Origin of the sequence: Niabella pedocola (genome assembly GCF_021044425.1) — a bacterium.
Lineage (GTDB): Bacteria > Bacteroidota > Bacteroidia > Chitinophagales > Chitinophagaceae > Niabella > Niabella pedocola.
The window spans coordinates 326,901-343,004 of record NZ_JAJNEC010000004.1 but is presented as its reverse complement, the minus strand read 5'-3'; the positions used below and the strand labels follow the sequence as shown (position 1 = coordinate 343,004).

General features: G+C 44.1%; 17 protein-coding genes and 1 tRNA gene. 12 read left to right on the top strand and 6 right to left on the bottom strand.

All coding sequences use genetic code 11. From position 1 onward, the window contains the following. Positions 1–20: 20 nt before the first annotated feature. Positions 21–437, bottom strand: coding sequence for a hypothetical protein (locus LQ567_RS05380; protein ID WP_231003087.1), 417 nt, complete (start codon positions 435–437; stop codon positions 21–23). A gap of 375 nt (positions 438–812) precedes the next feature. On the opposite strand from LQ567_RS05380, the gene LQ567_RS05375 reads away from it, so the two are divergent. Continuing rightward, positions 813–886 (top strand) — tRNA-Asp (locus LQ567_RS05375). 183 nt (positions 887–1,069) lie between these two features. Here the strand turns inward: LQ567_RS05375 and LQ567_RS05370 are convergent. Genes LQ567_RS05370 through LQ567_RS05360 form a run of 3 tightly spaced genes read right to left on the bottom strand, consistent with a single transcriptional unit; the run spans position 1,070 to position 3,302 of the window. After that, positions 1,070–1,768, bottom strand: coding sequence for a LytR/AlgR family response regulator transcription factor (locus LQ567_RS05370; protein ID WP_231003086.1), 699 nt, complete (start codon positions 1,766–1,768; stop codon positions 1,070–1,072). A 12-nt stretch (positions 1,769–1,780) separates the two neighbouring features. Beyond that, complete coding sequence (locus LQ567_RS05365; RefSeq protein WP_231003085.1) at positions 1,781–2,338, bottom strand: hypothetical protein; 558 nt, start codon at positions 2,336–2,338, stop codon at positions 1,781–1,783. Continuing rightward, on the bottom strand, positions 2,316–3,302 hold the full coding sequence (locus LQ567_RS05360; protein WP_231003084.1) for a sensor histidine kinase: 987 nt from the start codon (positions 3,300–3,302) through the stop codon (positions 2,316–2,318). The genes LQ567_RS05365 and LQ567_RS05360 overlap by 23 nt, the downstream gene beginning before the upstream one ends. 110 nt (positions 3,303–3,412) lie before the next feature. On the opposite strand from LQ567_RS05360, the gene LQ567_RS05355 reads away from it, so the two are divergent. Both LQ567_RS05355 and LQ567_RS05350 read left to right on the top strand, forming a co-directional pair. After that, complete coding sequence (locus tag LQ567_RS05355) at positions 3,413–4,759, top strand: serine hydrolase domain-containing protein (RefSeq protein WP_231003083.1); 1,347 nt, start codon at positions 3,413–3,415, stop codon at positions 4,757–4,759. A gap of 669 nt (positions 4,760–5,428) precedes the next feature. Further along, positions 5,429–6,925 carry a serine hydrolase domain-containing protein gene (locus LQ567_RS05350; RefSeq protein WP_231003082.1) on the top strand — a complete coding sequence of 499 codons (1,497 nt, stop codon included), beginning with the start codon at positions 5,429–5,431 and terminating at the stop codon, positions 6,923–6,925. An 83-nt stretch (positions 6,926–7,008) separates the two neighbouring features. Here LQ567_RS05350 and LQ567_RS05345 read toward each other — a convergent pair whose 3' ends face one another. Further along, positions 7,009–7,260 carry a hypothetical protein gene (locus LQ567_RS05345; protein WP_231003081.1) on the bottom strand — a complete coding sequence of 84 codons (252 nt, stop codon included), beginning with the start codon at positions 7,258–7,260 and terminating at the stop codon, positions 7,009–7,011. A 365-nt stretch (positions 7,261–7,625) separates the two neighbouring features. Continuing rightward, positions 7,626–8,519 carry a helix-turn-helix domain-containing protein gene (locus tag LQ567_RS05340; protein WP_231003080.1) on the bottom strand — a complete coding sequence of 298 codons (894 nt, stop codon included), beginning with the start codon at positions 8,517–8,519 and terminating at the stop codon, positions 7,626–7,628. 156 nt (positions 8,520–8,675) lie between these two features. Here LQ567_RS05340 and LQ567_RS05335 point away from each other — a divergent pair, with 156 nt between their 5' ends. The 9 genes from LQ567_RS05335 to LQ567_RS05295 all read left to right on the top strand — a co-directional run bounded on the left by LQ567_RS05335 (position 8,676) and on the right by LQ567_RS05295 (position 16,020). After that, positions 8,676–9,659, top strand: a complete 984-nt coding sequence (locus LQ567_RS05335) for an aldo/keto reductase (RefSeq protein ID WP_231003079.1) — start codon at positions 8,676–8,678, stop codon at positions 9,657–9,659. A 52-nt stretch (positions 9,660–9,711) separates the two neighbouring features. Next, on the top strand, positions 9,712–10,845 hold the full coding sequence (locus LQ567_RS05330) for an aldo/keto reductase (RefSeq protein ID WP_231003078.1): 1,134 nt from the start codon (positions 9,712–9,714) through the stop codon (positions 10,843–10,845). Positions 10,846–10,955: 110 nt separating this feature from the next. After that, positions 10,956–11,792, top strand: a complete 837-nt coding sequence (locus LQ567_RS05325; RefSeq protein WP_231003077.1) for a helix-turn-helix domain-containing protein — start codon at positions 10,956–10,958, stop codon at positions 11,790–11,792. A 90-nt stretch (positions 11,793–11,882) separates the two neighbouring features. After that, positions 11,883–12,449 carry a DapH/DapD/GlmU-related protein gene (locus LQ567_RS05320; RefSeq protein WP_231003076.1) on the top strand — a complete coding sequence of 189 codons (567 nt, stop codon included), beginning with the start codon at positions 11,883–11,885 and terminating at the stop codon, positions 12,447–12,449. A 121-nt stretch (positions 12,450–12,570) separates the two neighbouring features. Continuing rightward, positions 12,571–12,921, top strand: coding sequence for a cyclophilin-like fold protein (locus LQ567_RS05315; RefSeq protein WP_231003075.1), 351 nt, complete (start codon positions 12,571–12,573; stop codon positions 12,919–12,921). 13 nt (positions 12,922–12,934) lie between these two features. Beyond that, positions 12,935–13,342 carry a cupin domain-containing protein gene (locus LQ567_RS05310; RefSeq protein ID WP_231003074.1) on the top strand — a complete coding sequence of 136 codons (408 nt, stop codon included), beginning with the start codon at positions 12,935–12,937 and terminating at the stop codon, positions 13,340–13,342. Between the two features lie 11 nt (positions 13,343–13,353). After that, complete coding sequence (locus LQ567_RS05305; protein ID WP_231003073.1) at positions 13,354–14,427, top strand: alpha/beta hydrolase; 1,074 nt, start codon at positions 13,354–13,356, stop codon at positions 14,425–14,427. A 102-nt stretch (positions 14,428–14,529) separates the two neighbouring features. Then, positions 14,530–14,943, top strand: a complete 414-nt coding sequence (locus LQ567_RS05300; protein ID WP_231003072.1) for a (R)-mandelonitrile lyase — start codon at positions 14,530–14,532, stop codon at positions 14,941–14,943. A gap of 15 nt (positions 14,944–14,958) precedes the next feature. Then, positions 14,959–16,020 (top strand): NAD(P)-dependent alcohol dehydrogenase, encoded by a 1,062-nt coding sequence (locus LQ567_RS05295; RefSeq protein ID WP_231003071.1) that lies wholly within the window; start codon positions 14,959–14,961, stop codon positions 16,018–16,020. The last annotated feature ends 84 nt before the right edge of the window (positions 16,021–16,104 follow it).

Here is a 16,104-nt window from a genome sequence, read left to right as displayed (position 1 = left end):
GAAAAGCCGACGTGTTAGCGTCAAGAGGAGTGGGGCAGGGCGTCCGGGGGACGAAACAGAGCGGAAGGCCGGTCTACCGGGGCTCCGATGGTGCGGGCTAAAAAGATACGGGTTGCTTCTTTCGTTTTAAGTGGTGCCAGGTTAAACGCAACAGAGGGGGGAATGAGGTCTGATTTGGCAGCCAACTTTAATTCCGGTGCCGGCCCCCGGTCTTTTTCCTGCTGCTCCCTGATCTTTTTCATCAGCTGGCATTTTCCGTTACAATGCAACTGCGGCAGGGCTTTGTTTTCGCAGCGCTTTACGTATTCCTTTTTCTCAACCAGGTAATCCAGGTAATACCAGTATTGATTGAAACTCTGTCCAAAGAAGGCAAAAAGTAATATCGTGGCGACTAGCTTCTGCAAAACTGCGGCGAAGGTAGCACAGATGGCGTGCAATGGCAATTTTTATGGAAGATATTATCGCAACGAAAGACCACCAACCGTATGGCACCCTTCGGCCGCGGAGGTCGCAGGTTTGGGTCCCTTCCGGGTCGTAAACCAGGTACTCAGCAATGATGGCACATAATAACAGTACCGTTGTCATCCGATAGCTATCGGATTCGAGCGCAGCCGGGAAATCTTTACCTGTTGGCAGCTGCAACAGGTACCTACCTATTGGAAGCAAACCGCAGTAATAGGTAGCGGCGGGTGACAGGGCCGGGGAACTGTCTGCAGCAAAATATTTCTGGATTTTGTATAAAAAAAGTGGCAAAAAGTTTTGACGGGAAAAAAGCATCGCCTATATTTGCACTCCCAACGGAAATAACACAAGGATCGGTAGTTCAGTTGGTTAGAATGCCGCCCTGTCACGGCGGAGGTCGCGGGTTCGAGTCCCGTCCGGTCCGCAAAAAAGGATCATCAGCAATGATGGTCCTTTTTGCTTTTTATCCCTCTTTACGCACAAAGCCGACTTCCGGTTTTTAAAACAATATCTTTTCTGTAAGGAGGGCGGATAAATGGGAACAAGTGAAAAAGTTGGGGGATTTGGAGAAAAGTGATTTTTTTGTAGCTGTATGGGAGAAGATCAATCAGAGACCCAGCTCATCAGTCAATTTTTTCCTGTATGTTTCACCAACAGGGAGCGGGTGGTCATGGATCACCACTTTCCATTTTTCCAGGGAGTCGATTTTTGTTTTATTAATCAGATATGATTTATGAATACGGCTAAATTGTACTTTCGGTAATAGTATTTCCATGTTGGTGAGACTATCGAGGCTCATTATCTTGCCCTTTATTGTGTGAATCGCAATATAGTCCCGCAGCCCTTCTATAAAAAGTATATCCTGGTAGTTGATCCGGTGTATCCGATGCCCGGATTTGATAAAAAAATGTCCCATAAGTTCCCTGTCCATTTCTTTCGTAGCCACCATCCTTTCTCTAACCCTCAAAATAGCCAGGGAAAAGCGTTCAAATGTGACCGGCTTCATCAGAAAATCCACCGCGTTATGTTCATATCCTTCTACGGCATATTCGGGGTAGGCGGTTGTGATGATAATGTGGGTCTTCGCATGAATGATCTTCATCAGTTCTACACCATTCATGCCAGGCATCTCTATATCAAGCAGTACCAGGTCTATATTATGGTGTGTAATAGCCTTCAGCGCTGCTTCAGCACTATCCGTCTGCAGGTGCAATTTCATGCCCTCCGTCCTTTTTACATATTGCGCAAGAAGGCGGGCGGCAATGGGTTCGTCATCCAGGATGAGACAGGAAATATCTTTTATCATTTGCATCAATTATTAATAAATCACCCCTCTTAACTGATCCGATAACTTCACAATCGCAGGGAGCGCCTCCGGAGATTCGTTGTTTACCAATTCCTCTATCTTTTCAAGTTGCTTAAATAGGATTTCCTGCGGAAGCTGCCTGCGATACTGATCCAGCATGGCCTCATAATCCCCGATCTGCTGCTGTTGTTCGGCAATGGCCTTTAAACCGGCATATCTCACAAAAAAGAAAAGGACGCCATATAATACTATGGTCATTAATAAGGGATACGTTTCATCAATATACTGGTCAATGCTAACCGGCCTGAACAATTGCTCAAGACCATAACCTAAACTATAATTTAAAGAGACAATCCCGCCGAGGAATACCATACAACGGACTTTTTTATAGGGAAAAAGACGTAGCAGCAGCAGGTATGGGAGAAACGCCTGGAAAAAGCAAAATATGCCGTTGCGCAACCAGATACCGGTGGTCTGCGCAGGAAGGGAAAAGCAGATCATCATATAGAAAACAAAATATCCGGCAGCAAATTTATACATGTCCCTATTATCTCTGATCATTAATTTCATGATTCACTTTTAAATAGACGGAAAATTGCGTACGCGTCTCCCTGATTTTTAGTTCATGATGGCGGCCATATATCAGCACCAATCTTCGCCGGACATTTTGCAGTCCGATACCCGCCTTTTTTTTGCAGCCGTCTGTTTTTTTGGGATTGGAACAATAGAATTGCATTTGCCTGTTATCTGTATGCACCCTGATCTCCAGCGGGCCAGTCGAAAAATCCCCATGTTTAAACGCGTTTTCAACAAAAGGGATCAGCAGCATGGGTGGAATCATTACTGTTTCCGGTGGATCTTTTATTTCCAGCAATACATTCAAGTCTACAGCATAACGCAATTCCTGCAATGCAATATACTGCCGGATACATTGCAATTCATTTTGCAGGGAAACTTTTTTGCTCCTATTCATATCCTGGTAAGAATAATGTATCAACCGGGAAAGGCTTCTTATTGCGTCCCGTGCATTAGGAGCGTTTTCATAAACTAGCCCATAAATATTATTCAGGCTGTTAAAAAGAAAATGCGGATTAATCTGCAAACGCAAAAAGTCAAGTTCAGATTGCCGGGCGTCCTTCAATAATTTTTTTTCCCGCAATTGCTTGTATTGTCCGTGCCGTATAAAGTAAAAAGTAAAACCAAACAGAGGCACTGAGAAGAATAGATGCGCATTTTTCATTATGTAAGCAACCCAGGGAAATCTGTAGGCATAAACTATATTAAGCCGGAGATAATGTATAGCCGTTAGTGATATAATGATCAGCAGTATGCCTCTTAATTTCCGGTTTGGATAGTACTTTAACAGCATAAGATAGGGAATCAATGCAATAACCATCCATAGCAGGTAGTCTCTTAGATTCCAATAAAGGCCACGCTGATACTGCAGAAGGGTAACAGGTCTTACCCAGGATATATTCAGCCACCAGTAGAACAGCGTATACCAAAGCAGAAATAATAAAATTCTGGCCTTCATATTTCAAAATTACGCCAAACCGAACAAATCCATTTCGGGTTTGCAGAGCAGATCGGGGTGTTGGCAGATTATCCTGATCGGGTATTGCCGGCCGGGTATATATTCGCGTCATGAAAAGGATAACAATCACTATCTGTTTACTTACCAGTCTGGCCACAGCAGCCCAGGATTTAAACAACCAGTTTGACAGCATGATCAACGCTCAATATAAAATGGAAGAACCGGGCGGCGTGGTGCTGGTAGCCCGGAAATCGGCTATCATTTATGAGCGGGCTTTTGGCATGGCAAACCTGGAGCTGGGGGTGCCTATGAAAAAAAATATGGTGTTTTGTATTGCATCTCTTACCAAACAGTTTACCGCAGTAGCCATCCTGGATCTTGTCGAAAAAGGGAAACTCTCCGTGAAGGATACCGTAGGGAAGTTCCTGCCTGCATACCCGGAGGCATTAAAAAAAATCAGTGTTGAACAATTGCTAACCCATACCGCCGGAGTTCCCAATGCAAAAAGTATCAGTAGCTTGCTGGCAATGGGAAGAGGATGGTTAAGTGCAGAGCAGGTGATGGCTACCTTCAAAGACCTGGCCCTTGATTTTGCACCGGGTACTGCCTGGGCATATAGCAATTCCGGTTACCAGTTACTCGGTTATATTATCGAAAAAGTAACCGGGGAGCCCTACCCGGAATATATGGAAAAAACCATTTTTTCCGTTGCAGGCATGGATCATTCTTTCTACGGTAATGATATGAGACTGGTTCCCAACAGGGCTTCTTCTTACCTGTACACACGCCGGGGAATAGAAAATGCAGTCAACGGGAATGTGCAGATCGCTTTTGCAGCAGGTGCCCTGCAATCGACCGCAGCAGATTTGCTGAAGTGGTACCAGGCTCTTTGGTCCGATAAATTCATCCGAAAAGAAACATTAATGAAAGCCTGGACAAGAAGTACGCTGACTGATGGCAGTAAAACGGATTATGGGTATGGATGGTTTATTGGTAAATTACAGGGTAGCCCTGTAATAGAACATGGTGGCAATATGGGAGGCTTTATGAGCCATGTAATGTATCTGCCGACTGAGGATGTGCTTGTAGTTGTGCTTTATAACTTCCGAGGGAAACTGCCGGAATTGCTGGCCGCAGATCTCGCGGCAATTACCATTGGTAAGCCTCTTGCAATTAAACCGTTTTCCATGCTTCCGGATCAGTTGCAATCTTACACGGGAGTTTATAAAAATAAACAGGGAACCCTTTATGACATTCGCCTGGAAGAGGGCAAATTATTCTTTCAGAAAAATAACGCTGCCAAATGGCAATTGATACCTTATGCCAGGGACAAATTTTATTTTGATAATACCTCTACTATTGGCGAGATGTATCGGGACGTCAATGGGAAAATTATTCGTTTTGTTATGCAGACAAGAACGGGGTTAAACCTTCATATTACGGAGAAGACCGACTGAAATGCTGACAAGCAAACACACTCATTGTTGCGGATAGGATCAGTTCAGGAGCGCTGTACATGAGAATATAGTCGTTCCTCAAAAACGCTGACATCTTTGCTGCATCAAGATTCGTTTCAGAAAAGATTTACAGCTCCTCACCTGTCAATGGTAAGCGCAGTATGTTGGTATAATTCTATGAAGGGAAGTTGCTTTCTTGGAAACGGTATCCTTTAAGTTCATGCGCGATCCAGTTTTGAATGAATTACTTTTGATTGTTGTACCCATTAGTTGCCATTGTACTGCGTCTGATAGCAGCTTGTTCAGACAACCTTGTATCAAAAACGGACGTTTTCTGTGCGTTAATGGACAATAACAGGTGTTACAGATAATCAGGTGTGCTAGTAACCAACTATTTAGTAAGTTGGCATATTATTGCGCACTATTGACCATAAGTTTCCGGAATTTCAAGATCTAAATGATTATATAATTAGTTGGCAAAGGCAATCGGGCAAAACCACCGGAGATCGGCTGATCAATAGCAGCGGAATAGCGCAATGATAAAGACGGCTGTAATAAATTTTGTGAAATTAGGGGTGCCTGATAGACAGACAGCATCGGCAGCATAAAAAAACTAAATCGCATTTATCTGGTATACGCATATTTAAACAGTCAGGAAACTGAAATAAGATGAAACTTGTATATTTCCTTACGACAGGATTATTGCTGACGCAATCTGCTCTATTTGCACAATCTCCCGCTGCCCGGTTGGATACTTTTTTTACGCGGCTATCTGAAGACGGGAAACTTAATGGTAATGTATTGGTATCAGAAAGAGGATTAAAGATCTATGAGCACGCGTTTGGATTTGCGGATGTTGCCGGCCAAATACCGAACAAAAAGAGTACACGCTTTAATTTTGCGTCTGTATCAAAACCCATTACAGCGACGGCCGTTTTACAACTTGTTGAAAAACGGAAATTAAAACTGGACGATAAGTTAAAAGCGTATCTCCCGGAATTTCCTTTTGACAGTATTACGATCCGGCAACTGTTATCACATACTTCCGGACTGCCCAATACTGAAGAACTGTTTACCCCCTTGTTGGAGAAGAACCCTGAACATATTGTTTCGAACAGCGATGTAATTCCGCAGCTGCAACTATTTTATAGACCCTTGCATTTTTCACCGGGACAGCGGTATGAATACTCCAATGTCAATTACTGTTTGCTGGCATTGTTAATAGAACAGGTCAGCAAAATGACGTTTCCTCAATATCTGGAGAAATATATTTTTAAGCCTGCCGGCATGAAAAATACGCTGCTTCAAACGTCGGAGAATCTTTTAACAGTCAAAAAGCTTCAGGCGACCCCTTACCTGAAGTCAACGCCTTATGCAAATACGCCGGAGCAGCTGGAGGCGCGGCCTGAATTGCGTAAATGGATATATAATTGGGCGGGTATTGTTGGCCAGGGAAATATCGTTAGCACCACGGAGGATATGCTGCTTTTTGACCAGGCGCTGCATGCCGGCAAACTGGTATCTGCCAGCAGTTTACAGCTGATGTTCACTCCCGTTCGGTTGAAGGACGGAACCATACCTTATTTCAGAGCAGGAATCGACAAAGCAGCCTATGGACTGGGCTGGTTTATTTTTCAGGATACCACCGGTGGTAAGGTAGTATTTCACAGCGGTGGTATACCTGGTATCAATGCCTTTTTACTACACAATATAGCTAAGCAACAAGTGGTCATAACAATCGACAATATGCAGAATGCCTCCATTGCGCCTGAAGTGTGTCTTATACTTTCCGGGAAGCCATTTACCTACAAAAGATCGATAGCATTGGCCTATGTACGTAAATTGCTTGATGAGGGGCCAAATGACGCTGTGGCTTTACTTCATACCTTAAGAACAAAGGAAGCATTTACATTGGATGAAGGCGAGTTGAATTTTTACGGCCTTAAGCTATTTGAGGATCATAAATCCGAGCTGGCGCTGGAGGTGTTAAAACTGAACACGCTGTTATTCCCTGAAAGTTTCAATACTTATGACAGTTATGCAGAGGTGTTGCTGAAAGTAAATAGGAAAGAGGCAGCACTTTCGATGTATCGGAAGTCGGTACAGCTAAACCCAAAGAATGAAAATGCAATTAATATTATTCGAACAATAGACCCCAAAAAATAACCATTGCAGGTTTCAGGACCGGACATGTGTAAAGCGGTGACGCAGTGGAAAGATTTCATATACGATCCAAAAGCCGGAGTGAACTATCGAAATTCGATGATCTTATGGGTAACAAGATCTGAAACAAAATTGTCGGCATTATCATATCTGATGTTGATTTTATCAAATAAATGCTTCCGTTCGGAATACGCCTTCATAAACTTATTGACGGGTTCAACCACCGTTATATCATAGTCATTCTTTGTCATCCAGTTTACGATATCCAGCTTTGATTTTATATTCATCAAAATCGTATTCCGGTTGAGAAACTTCACTTTTAAAGTATCGGTTTCCATTTCGGGCCAATTTTAAAGTTGATCGGATTAAAAGGCAATCCCTAAAGATTGCATCTAGGCATACGGAAAATCGTGCCAACGCATAATGACCCGAACAGACCTTGCTGCCCACAGGATTTTAATTCCTTTTTTGATAAAAGACTGAATAGGAGATGTATCATTAATGTTGATGTTAAGTGCTGTAAGGGGTTGAGTATGATAGTTAGAAATTGTGTGGTAAAGATTTTTGAATTACCGGGTATGTTTGGTTTGAAAATTTAATTTTACAGCATATTTCAATGAAAAAGAATGTAAAAATGATCTCCTAATGAAAGGGCGCCCGATAGCGAAATCGGGAACCCTTTGCAGGGAAAAAGAAACGGTTCTTAATTCAAACGCCTGTACGCATTTGGCGTTACACCAACTTTTTGTTTAAACAGGCGCGTAAAATGCTGCGGATATTTGAAGCCCAATTCGTAAGCAATTTCATTGATGGTTTTGTTAACGTCAAAAACTTTGTTTTTGGCTACATCAATTATTTTGCTTTGAACGTATTCCTGGGCGGATTTTCCCGTTTCTTTTTTTATAAGGTCCCCAAAATAGTTGGCGGACAAATGCAGTTCGTTAGCACAATAAGCAACCGAAGGCAGGCCGGTGAGCTGTGGTTTTTCAGAAGCAAAGTAACGGTTTAACAGTTCTTCAAATTTTTCCAGGATACCCTGGTTAACATTTTCGCGGGTAATAAATTGCCGGTCGTAAAAACGGGTGCAATAGTTTAAAAACAGTTCAATATTGGAAGCAATCAGTGTTTTACTGTGCTTATCAATGGACTGAGTCAATTCGTAGGTGATTTTATCAAAGCATTCCAGTATGATCTTTTTCTCCCGTTCTGACAGATGAAGCGCTTCATTTGTTTGGTAAGAAAAAAAGCTGAACGCATGCATTCGCTTTCCAAGCGGTGTATTGAGTAGCAGGTCCGGATGAAACGTTAATGCCGTTCCGGTCGGTTGATAAACTTCGGGGTTTGCTACATCGATTACCTGCCCGGGCGCAAAAAATACCAGGGTTCCCTCCTGGTAATCGTAAGTTTGATTGCCATACAGGATATCTCCGCATTTTACCTGCTTCAATACGGCACAAAAAATATTAAAGGTCATCCGGTGACCCGATCTTGGTGCTGCCTTATTAAGGTCAACAACGCTTACCAGCGGATGCAGCGTAGCATTATTGTTAAAGACATTATAATCATGAACGGTATTAAAGGTGATCGCTCTTTCCATATCCCTGTTTTCTAATGTAAAATTACAAACTCCCTGATAACAGGCGCTCTTCCCCGCATCCGATCCGTAATAATGGTAGTAAAAGCAGTAATCTGTATACCAATAGCCTCATTTCCAGACCGGAAATTTGCAGTATCAAATTAAAAAATACAAAAAATGGAAAAGCGATTTTTGGGAAATAGCGGATTGGAAGTGTCGGCATTGGGATTAGGTTGTATGGGGCTTACTTTTGGATATGGACCCGCCACACCGGAGGCCGATGCCATTTCTATAATCAGGGAAGCATACGATCTGGGCGTTACATTTTTCGATACCGCTGAAGCCTATAGTCAGGGAGGAAATGAAGTTCTTTTAGGGAAAGCGGTGCGATCTTTCAGAGAGCAGGTTGTGATTGCCACAAAATTTGGTTTTAAAGATGGGGATTCCTCCAAAGGACTGGACAGCCGCCCGGAACGGATACGTCGGGTGGCGGAAAGTTCATTGAAGTATTTGAATACGGATTATATCGATCTTTTTTACCAACACAGAGTGGACCCCGATGTGCCCATCGAAGATGTTGCCGGAACCATCGGGGATCTAATTAAAGAAGGTAAAATCAGGTATTGGGGTTTATCAGAAGCCGGAGTAGCAACCATCCGTAAAGCACATGCAATACAGCCTGTTGCTGCGTTGCAAAGCGAATATTCTATGTTTTACCGCGAGCCGGAAAAGGAAATCATTGCCACATTGGAAGAGCTGGGAATCGGCTTTGTACCGTTTAGCCCATTGGGCAAAGGATTTCTCACGGGCGCCATTAATGCAGGCACAACATTTGATCCATCCGACTTCAGGAATAGCGTTCCCCGCTTCAGTAAAGAAAACAGAGAAGCCAACCAGGTATTGGTTGAACTGGTTGGTTCCATTGCTAAAAACAAAAATGTTACGCCCGCTCAAGTGGCACTGGCGTGGCTGCTCGCTCAAAAACCATGGATCGTGCCTATTCCTGGCACAACAAAGTTGCACCGACTGGAAGAGAATGTTGGCGGGGTGCGTATTTCCTTAACGGAGAAAGAGCTGGCAGCTATCCGCACGGCGCTGGAGGGTATTGAGATTGCCGGGGAACGATACCCATCTCATTTACAGGCCCGGGTGGGTAAATAACGGCCCTAGCCGTTGTTGTTACATTATTAATCACAACCTAATAATAATAGGCATGAATAACCGTAGAAGCTTTTTAAAATCAGGCGCCGTACTGGGCGGGGCATTGTTGTTTTCACCAGCCAACAGCGGTGCCCGACCCCTTGAGAGAAGTAATCTCAATAATAATAATAATAATAATAATAATAATAATGAAAAAAAGACACGGGTACTTGGGAAGGGAAGCCAGGCACTGAAGGTATCCATTCTTGGCCTGGGATGCATGGGCATGAGCTATCACCGGAGCTTTGTTCCGGATAAAAAGGCAATGATTGCATTACTGCGCAAAGCTCCCGATCTGGGGGTTACCTATTTTGATACTGCCGAAGCCTATGGTCCCCTGGTTAATGAGGAATTGGTTGGTGAAGCCGTGGCTCCATTCCGTAAGGATATTATCATCGCTACCAAGTTTGGTTTTAAGAATGGCAGGCCAGCGGAGGGCCTGGACAGTCGCCCTGAAAGGATCAGGGCTGTGGTGGAACATTCGCTAAGGAGCCTGAAGACGGATTATATTGACCTGCTTTATCAACACCGGGTAGATCCGAAGGTACCTGTAGAAGATGTGGCCGGTACAGTAAAGGACCTGATCAGGGAAGGAAAAGTGAAGCATTTTGGAATGAGTGAAGCGGGTGTGGACAATATTCGTAAAGCGCATGCGGTTCAACCCTTAACCGCTTTACAGAGTGAATATTCCTTAATGACCCGCGAACCGGAAAAGGATGTTATAAAGGTATGTGAAGAGCTGGGGATCGGTTTTGTTCCTTATAGCCCGCTGAGCCGCGGCATGATTTCCGGTTACCTGAATGAACGGTCGAAATACAATCCCAATAACGACAACAGGCCATCACTACCGCGTTATCAGGCGGAAAACGTGATCGCGAACTGGCCGTTAATCGATGTTTTAAAGGCATTTGGGGATCAAAGAGGACTTACTGTAGCCCAGGTAGCACTGGCCTGGTTACTGGCGCAAAAGCCATTCATTGTTCCTATTCCCGGAACTACCAAGTTGGCGCACTTGCAGGAGAATATGTGGGTTGTTAATTATGCGTTTGCACCGGAAGAACTGAATACTTTAACTACCAAACTGGATCAGGTAAAAATCGTTGGCGAACGCTATACAGGCCAGTCGGCCGAGCAGACCAAAAAATAGGCTTGAATCTAAAGTGAGCCGGTCAGCAATATTAAATGAGCCGCAGAACAATGACGACCTGTGACGGAATGATTAATTTTGCTGCATTCTAAATTGACATTTGGCGTACTATGGAGGAAAAGCAGGCAGAAAAATTAAGAACGATCAATTATTCGGGCATATTCCTTTCCTGTTTTTCCGATTACAGCGAAAAATGTGTGCACGCTACTCCCGAGCATGTGCTGCTTTATTTGTATTCCGGCGAACAGGTAATCGAAGACCGGGATAAAAAAATTACGATACAGGCCGGGGAATGTGCGTTTATCCGGCGCAATCACCGGCTGATGATGTACAAGAACAGCAAAGGAGACGCGTTGTACAAAGGGATCTCCCTCACATTTAATCGCATCTTACTACGAGAATTTTACAGCAAACTGAGTAAGGCCGATCTGCCTGAAAAAGTACCGATCCCCGAAGAAAATGTATTTCGGATAAAACCACGGGCCGACATTATCAGCCTGTTCCAATCCCTGACGCCCTATTTTGATGAAAACTTGAAACCATCAGACGGGGTAGCCCATTTGAAATTACAGGAAGGGATCTATGCGTTGCTCAACCAGTCGGAAATATTCTTTCCCATCCTGTTCGACTTTACCGAGCCCTGGAAAATGGATATCATGGAATTTCTTAATGACAATTACATGGATGAGCTTACGATGGAGCAGATCGCGTCCTATACCGGCCGCAGCCTGGCCACCTTTAAAAGGGACTTTGGCAAGATCAGCAATCTTACCCCGCAAAAATGGCTGATCAAACGGCGGCTGGAAACAGCTTATATTAAATTAAAGGAAGAGGGCAAAAAAGTACAGGACGTATATACCGAAGTTGGATTTAAAAACCTTTCTCATTTTTCTACCGCCTTTAAAAGGCAATATGGCGTTCCGCCCGCTGAAGTGGGGCTGTTATAGAAAATGAGCTCCTGAGCAAAGAAACTTGAGCCTTGCAGCAAACCCGCTGCGGAGCTCAAGTTTTAATTTTGCTGTATAAATGAAAAGCGGATGAAAACAGCAACAGATATTTTTGAGCGATTGAGAAATGGAGCAATCATATCATCAGATGATCCGGATGGTTATAAATTGAGGGAAGCTTCCTATGCTACAAAAAAAATGCTCGTACAGATAAACAACTCGGCTGATCCTGCTGAGATAAGAGATTTATTAAGCCGGATCACGAATAGCGAAATTGATGAATCCGTCGCAGTGTTTACGCCCTTGTATATCAATTACGGAAAGCATACCCGGATCGGCAAGAACGTATTTATCAATTTCGGTTGTACGTTTTTGGATTTGGGCGGTATTACCATTGAAGACAATGTACAGATCGCTCCCCAGGTCTGTTTATTATCGGAAGGGCACCCGGTAGCACCGGAAAACAGGCATTATCTGACAGTGGGGCATATCCACATAAAAAAGAATGCCTGGATTGGTGCCAATGCCACGATCCTGCCGGGGGTGACCATTGGTGAAAACGCCATCGTGGCTGCCGGAGCGGTCGTTTCAAAAGATGTTCCTGATAACACGATCGTTGGCGGCATCCCTGCTAAAATTCTTAAAAGCATTGAATAAGATGAGGAAGCTATGTTATACAGTCATTATTATTTTAACCTATACGCAGCTATATGCCTGTAACACGGGCAATCCCGTGAACATTCGGCAAGAAGAAAGTAATAATTTAAAAAAGGACAGCATGAAATTGAAAATAACCATCGGCGGGAAGACCGCTTCAGCCGTTTTGTATGATAACCCGGCCAGCAGGGATTTTGCAACTTTGCTGCCGGTAACATTGGAATTGGAAGATTATAATCAAACGGAAAAGATAGCAACGCTGTCCAAAAAGCTATCCGCGAAAAATGCTCCTGATGGTTTTGATCCATCCGCTGGCGATATTGCCTATTACGCACCCTGGGGCAATATATGCATTTTCTATAAGGATTTCGGTTATTCCAGCGGCTTGATTTCACTGGGTAAAATTATAAGTGGAATAGAAGTCTTTAGCGTAAAAGGTTCGGTTACTGTAAAGATTGAGGTGGAACAATAAAAACCAGTACAAAATGAGTGAACAAAATAAAGAGGCCATTTTTGAGAAAGGTGAAAGGCTGCCTTCAGATATTATTACAGGAACTGCCTGGCATAACAAACTGGTTGATGAAGATTCCATATATACAACGGCAGTGGGTGTTGAGAAATTTGAACCCGGTTCAAGAAATGCCTGGCATTCCCATCCGGGCGGTCAAATAATTATTGTCTTGGATGGGGTAGGCTATCACCAGATAAAAGGTGGCCCTGTTCAGGTTGTCAGAAAGGGTGATGTCATAAAATGCCCGCCCGGAATATTGCATTGGCACGGTGCTTCACAAGACCGCAGTGTGACTCAGATCTATATGCTGCCGAATACAGAAAACGGATTGGCAGATTGGTCTGAAAGGGTTACGGATGAGGAGTATTACAATGTGAAATAAAAAACGTACGAATGAAGAAATTATTAATGACCACAGCTGTATCCCTTATGCTCATGTGGCAAGCCGGCGCACAGCAACGGGATAGGCAAGCCTCTAAGAAGGTAACCATGATACAGATATCAACTGAAAAATACACCACCTTTAAAGTAAGTGATAAAGTAGAAGTATACCGGGTTACTTTTAAGAATCAATACAACATGGATGTTGCCGGTCATTTGTTTATACCAAAAAGTCTGGAAAGGAACCGGAAACACCCCGCCATTATCGTAGGACACCCGATGGGTGCTGTTAAAGAACAAAGTGCCGATGTTTACGCTTCCAACATGGCAGATCGCGGGTTTATCACCCTGGCCATTGATTTATCTTTCTGGGGAGAAAGCGCCGGTGCACCAAGGCAGGTGGTAGCACCCGATGTTTATGCGGAGGATTTCAGTGCGGCTGTTGATTTCCTGGGTACGCGTTTGTTTGTTGATAGGAACAGGATCGGCATCATTGGCGTATGCGGAAGTGGAAGCTTTGTCATCAGTGCTGCCAAGATTGATCCGCGTATGAAAGCAATTGCCACGGTGAGCATGTATGATATGGGCGCGGCGAATCGCAATGCGCTGAATAAATCGCAAACACCGGAACAAAGAAAACAGCTCATTGCTGAAGCCGCCGAACAGCGCTACACAGAATTTGAAGGCGGCAAAACCCAATATACCAGTGGCACCTGCCACCAGTTAGATGCAAACACAGATCCTGTACAGCGGGAGTTCTACGCGTTCTACCGTACGCCGAGAGGAGCATACACCCCCAAAAGCAGCTCGCTCGCATTAACAACACATCCCACATTGAGCAGCAATACCAAGTTTATGAACTTCTACCCGTTCAACGACATCGAAACAATTTCACCACGTCCGATGCTTTTTATTACAGGTGATCAGGCTCATTCAAAAGAGTTCAGCGAGGATGCTTATCAGCGGGCGGCAGAGCCTAAAGAGCTGCTCTATGTTAAAGGAGCCGGACATGTGGATTTGTATGATAAGACGGATTTAATTCCTTTTGATAAACTGGAATCCTTTTTTAAAGCGCATTTGAAATAATATCTTATGATGAAGATCTCATTAAGATTTATAGGGGCAATACTGTTTGTTGGTATAATAATTAATTTTACAGCTTGCAATAACAATAAAAATCGGAATAATATGACAACGCAAAATGAAACAACCCTTTTTCCAAGGGGGCAGCAGCTGCCCGCCGAATGGTTCAGTGGCGACGCTTTCCTGACACCGTTGGTCGGAAAAGATAAAAATAACGAATTTTCCGCCGGGGCCGTAACTTTTGAGCCAGGAGCGAGAACCAACTGGCATACGCATCCCAAAGGCCAGGTTTTAATTGTTACAGAAGGAACCGGCTGGTACCAGGAAAAGGGCAAACCGGCCCAGTCGATCAAAAAAGGCGATGTTGTAAACATTCCTGAAAACGTGGAACATTGGCACGGTGCTACAGCTACCGGTAAAATGGTGCATATCGCCATTACCAACTATAAAGAGGATGTGCAGGTAACCTGGCTGCAACCGGTAACTGAAGAAGAATATAACGAAGTACATACTAAATAATCTTAAAAACAAATGATGAATACTCATACAGTTAAAGCTTTCGGGACAGAAGCGCCGGAAGCGGATTTAAAACAAATATCTATTGAGCGCAGGGAGGTAAATGCAAAAGATGTGGAGATCGACATCCTGTATTGCGGCGTATGTCACTCCGATATCCATACGGCCCGGAACGAATGGCCCGGAACCATTTATCCGAATGTACCCGGTCACGAAATTGTCGGCCGCATTACCAAAGTGGGTAGCGGCGTTACGAAATTTAAAGCAGGCGATCTAGCTGCCGTTGGCTGTATGGTAGACAGCTGCAGGGAATGTGAAAGCTGTAAGGAAGGGCTGGAACAGTATTGTGAAAACGGCATGACCGGCACCTATAATGCACCAGACAAGCACCTGGGGATACAAACCTTTGGAGGCTATTCTGAACGGGTGGTAGTGGATGAGGATTTTGTGTTGCGCGTGCCGGAAAACCTGGACCTGGCGGCAGCAGCTCCGCTGCTCTGCGCCGGCATTACCACGTACTCCCCCTTAAGGCACTGGAAGGTTGGTCCGGGTAAAAAGGTAGGCATTGTGGGGATCGGTGGCTTGGGGCACATGGGTGTAAAATTAGCCAAGGCAATGGGCGCTCATGTAGTAGTGATCACTACTTCTGCTTCAAAAACAGAAGATGCAAAACGGTTGGGGGCAGACGAAGTAATCCTTTCGAACGATGAGGAGCAAATGAAGCGCAATGCCGGAACATTGCATTTTATCCTGGATTGTGTGTCTGCCCAACACGATATAAACGCCTACCTGCGGCTGCTGAAAAGAGATGGGCAACTGACGCTTGTTGGAGCACCTGAAGAACCGCTTCCTGTTGCGCCCTTCAGCCTGATCCCCGGGCGCAAAAGTTTTTCAGGTTCCATGATCGGCGGCATTGCGGAAACACAGGAAATGCTGGATTTCTGTGGCAGGCACAATATTACCTCAGATATTGAATTGATCGCGATACAGGATATCAACAAGGCATATGAACGCATGTTGAAAGGGGATGTCAAATACCGGTTTGTGATCGATATGGCTTCACTGAAAAATGAGTTATAAGTGGTGTAAGAAAACACCCATCTAGCGTTTAAACGTAGACTTTGAATGAATTTAGTTAATTTTCAATAGATTGCGAACGTGTGG

Excerpts from the sequence above, each read along its gene's own strand:
- LQ567_RS05340 (WP_231003080.1), bottom strand. The coding sequence starts at position 8,519 with ATGGAAAGAGCGATCACCTTTAATACCGTTCATGATTATAATGTCTTT.
- LQ567_RS05360 (WP_231003084.1), bottom strand. The coding sequence starts at position 3,302 with ATGAAGGCCAGAATTTTATTATTTCTGCTTTGGTATACGCTGTTCTAC.
- LQ567_RS05370 (WP_231003086.1), bottom strand. The coding sequence starts at position 1,768 with ATGATAAAAGATATTTCCTGTCTCATCCTGGATGACGAACCCATTGCC.
- LQ567_RS05345 (WP_231003081.1), bottom strand. The coding sequence starts at position 7,260 with ATGGAAACCGATACTTTAAAAGTGAAGTTTCTCAACCGGAATACGATT.
- LQ567_RS05325 (WP_231003077.1), top strand. The coding sequence starts at position 10,956 with ATGGAGGAAAAGCAGGCAGAAAAATTAAGAACGATCAATTATTCGGGC.
- LQ567_RS05315 (WP_231003075.1), top strand. The coding sequence starts at position 12,571 with ATGAAATTGAAAATAACCATCGGCGGGAAGACCGCTTCAGCCGTTTTG.
- LQ567_RS05310 (WP_231003074.1), top strand. The coding sequence starts at position 12,935 with ATGAGTGAACAAAATAAAGAGGCCATTTTTGAGAAAGGTGAAAGGCTG.
- LQ567_RS05355 (WP_231003083.1), top strand. The coding sequence starts at position 3,413 with ATGAAAAGGATAACAATCACTATCTGTTTACTTACCAGTCTGGCCACA.
- LQ567_RS05320 (WP_231003076.1), top strand. The coding sequence starts at position 11,883 with ATGAAAACAGCAACAGATATTTTTGAGCGATTGAGAAATGGAGCAATC.
- LQ567_RS05300 (WP_231003072.1), top strand. The coding sequence starts at position 14,530 with ATGACAACGCAAAATGAAACAACCCTTTTTCCAAGGGGGCAGCAGCTG.
- LQ567_RS05305 (WP_231003073.1), top strand. The coding sequence starts at position 13,354 with ATGAAGAAATTATTAATGACCACAGCTGTATCCCTTATGCTCATGTGG.
- LQ567_RS05330 (WP_231003078.1), top strand. The coding sequence starts at position 9,712 with ATGAATAACCGTAGAAGCTTTTTAAAATCAGGCGCCGTACTGGGCGGG.
- LQ567_RS05350 (WP_231003082.1), top strand. The coding sequence starts at position 5,429 with ATGAAACTTGTATATTTCCTTACGACAGGATTATTGCTGACGCAATCT.
- LQ567_RS05365 (WP_231003085.1), bottom strand. The coding sequence starts at position 2,338 with ATGAAATTAATGATCAGAGATAATAGGGACATGTATAAATTTGCTGCC.
- LQ567_RS05335 (WP_231003079.1), top strand. The coding sequence starts at position 8,676 with ATGGAAAAGCGATTTTTGGGAAATAGCGGATTGGAAGTGTCGGCATTG.
- LQ567_RS05295 (WP_231003071.1), top strand. The coding sequence starts at position 14,959 with ATGAATACTCATACAGTTAAAGCTTTCGGGACAGAAGCGCCGGAAGCG.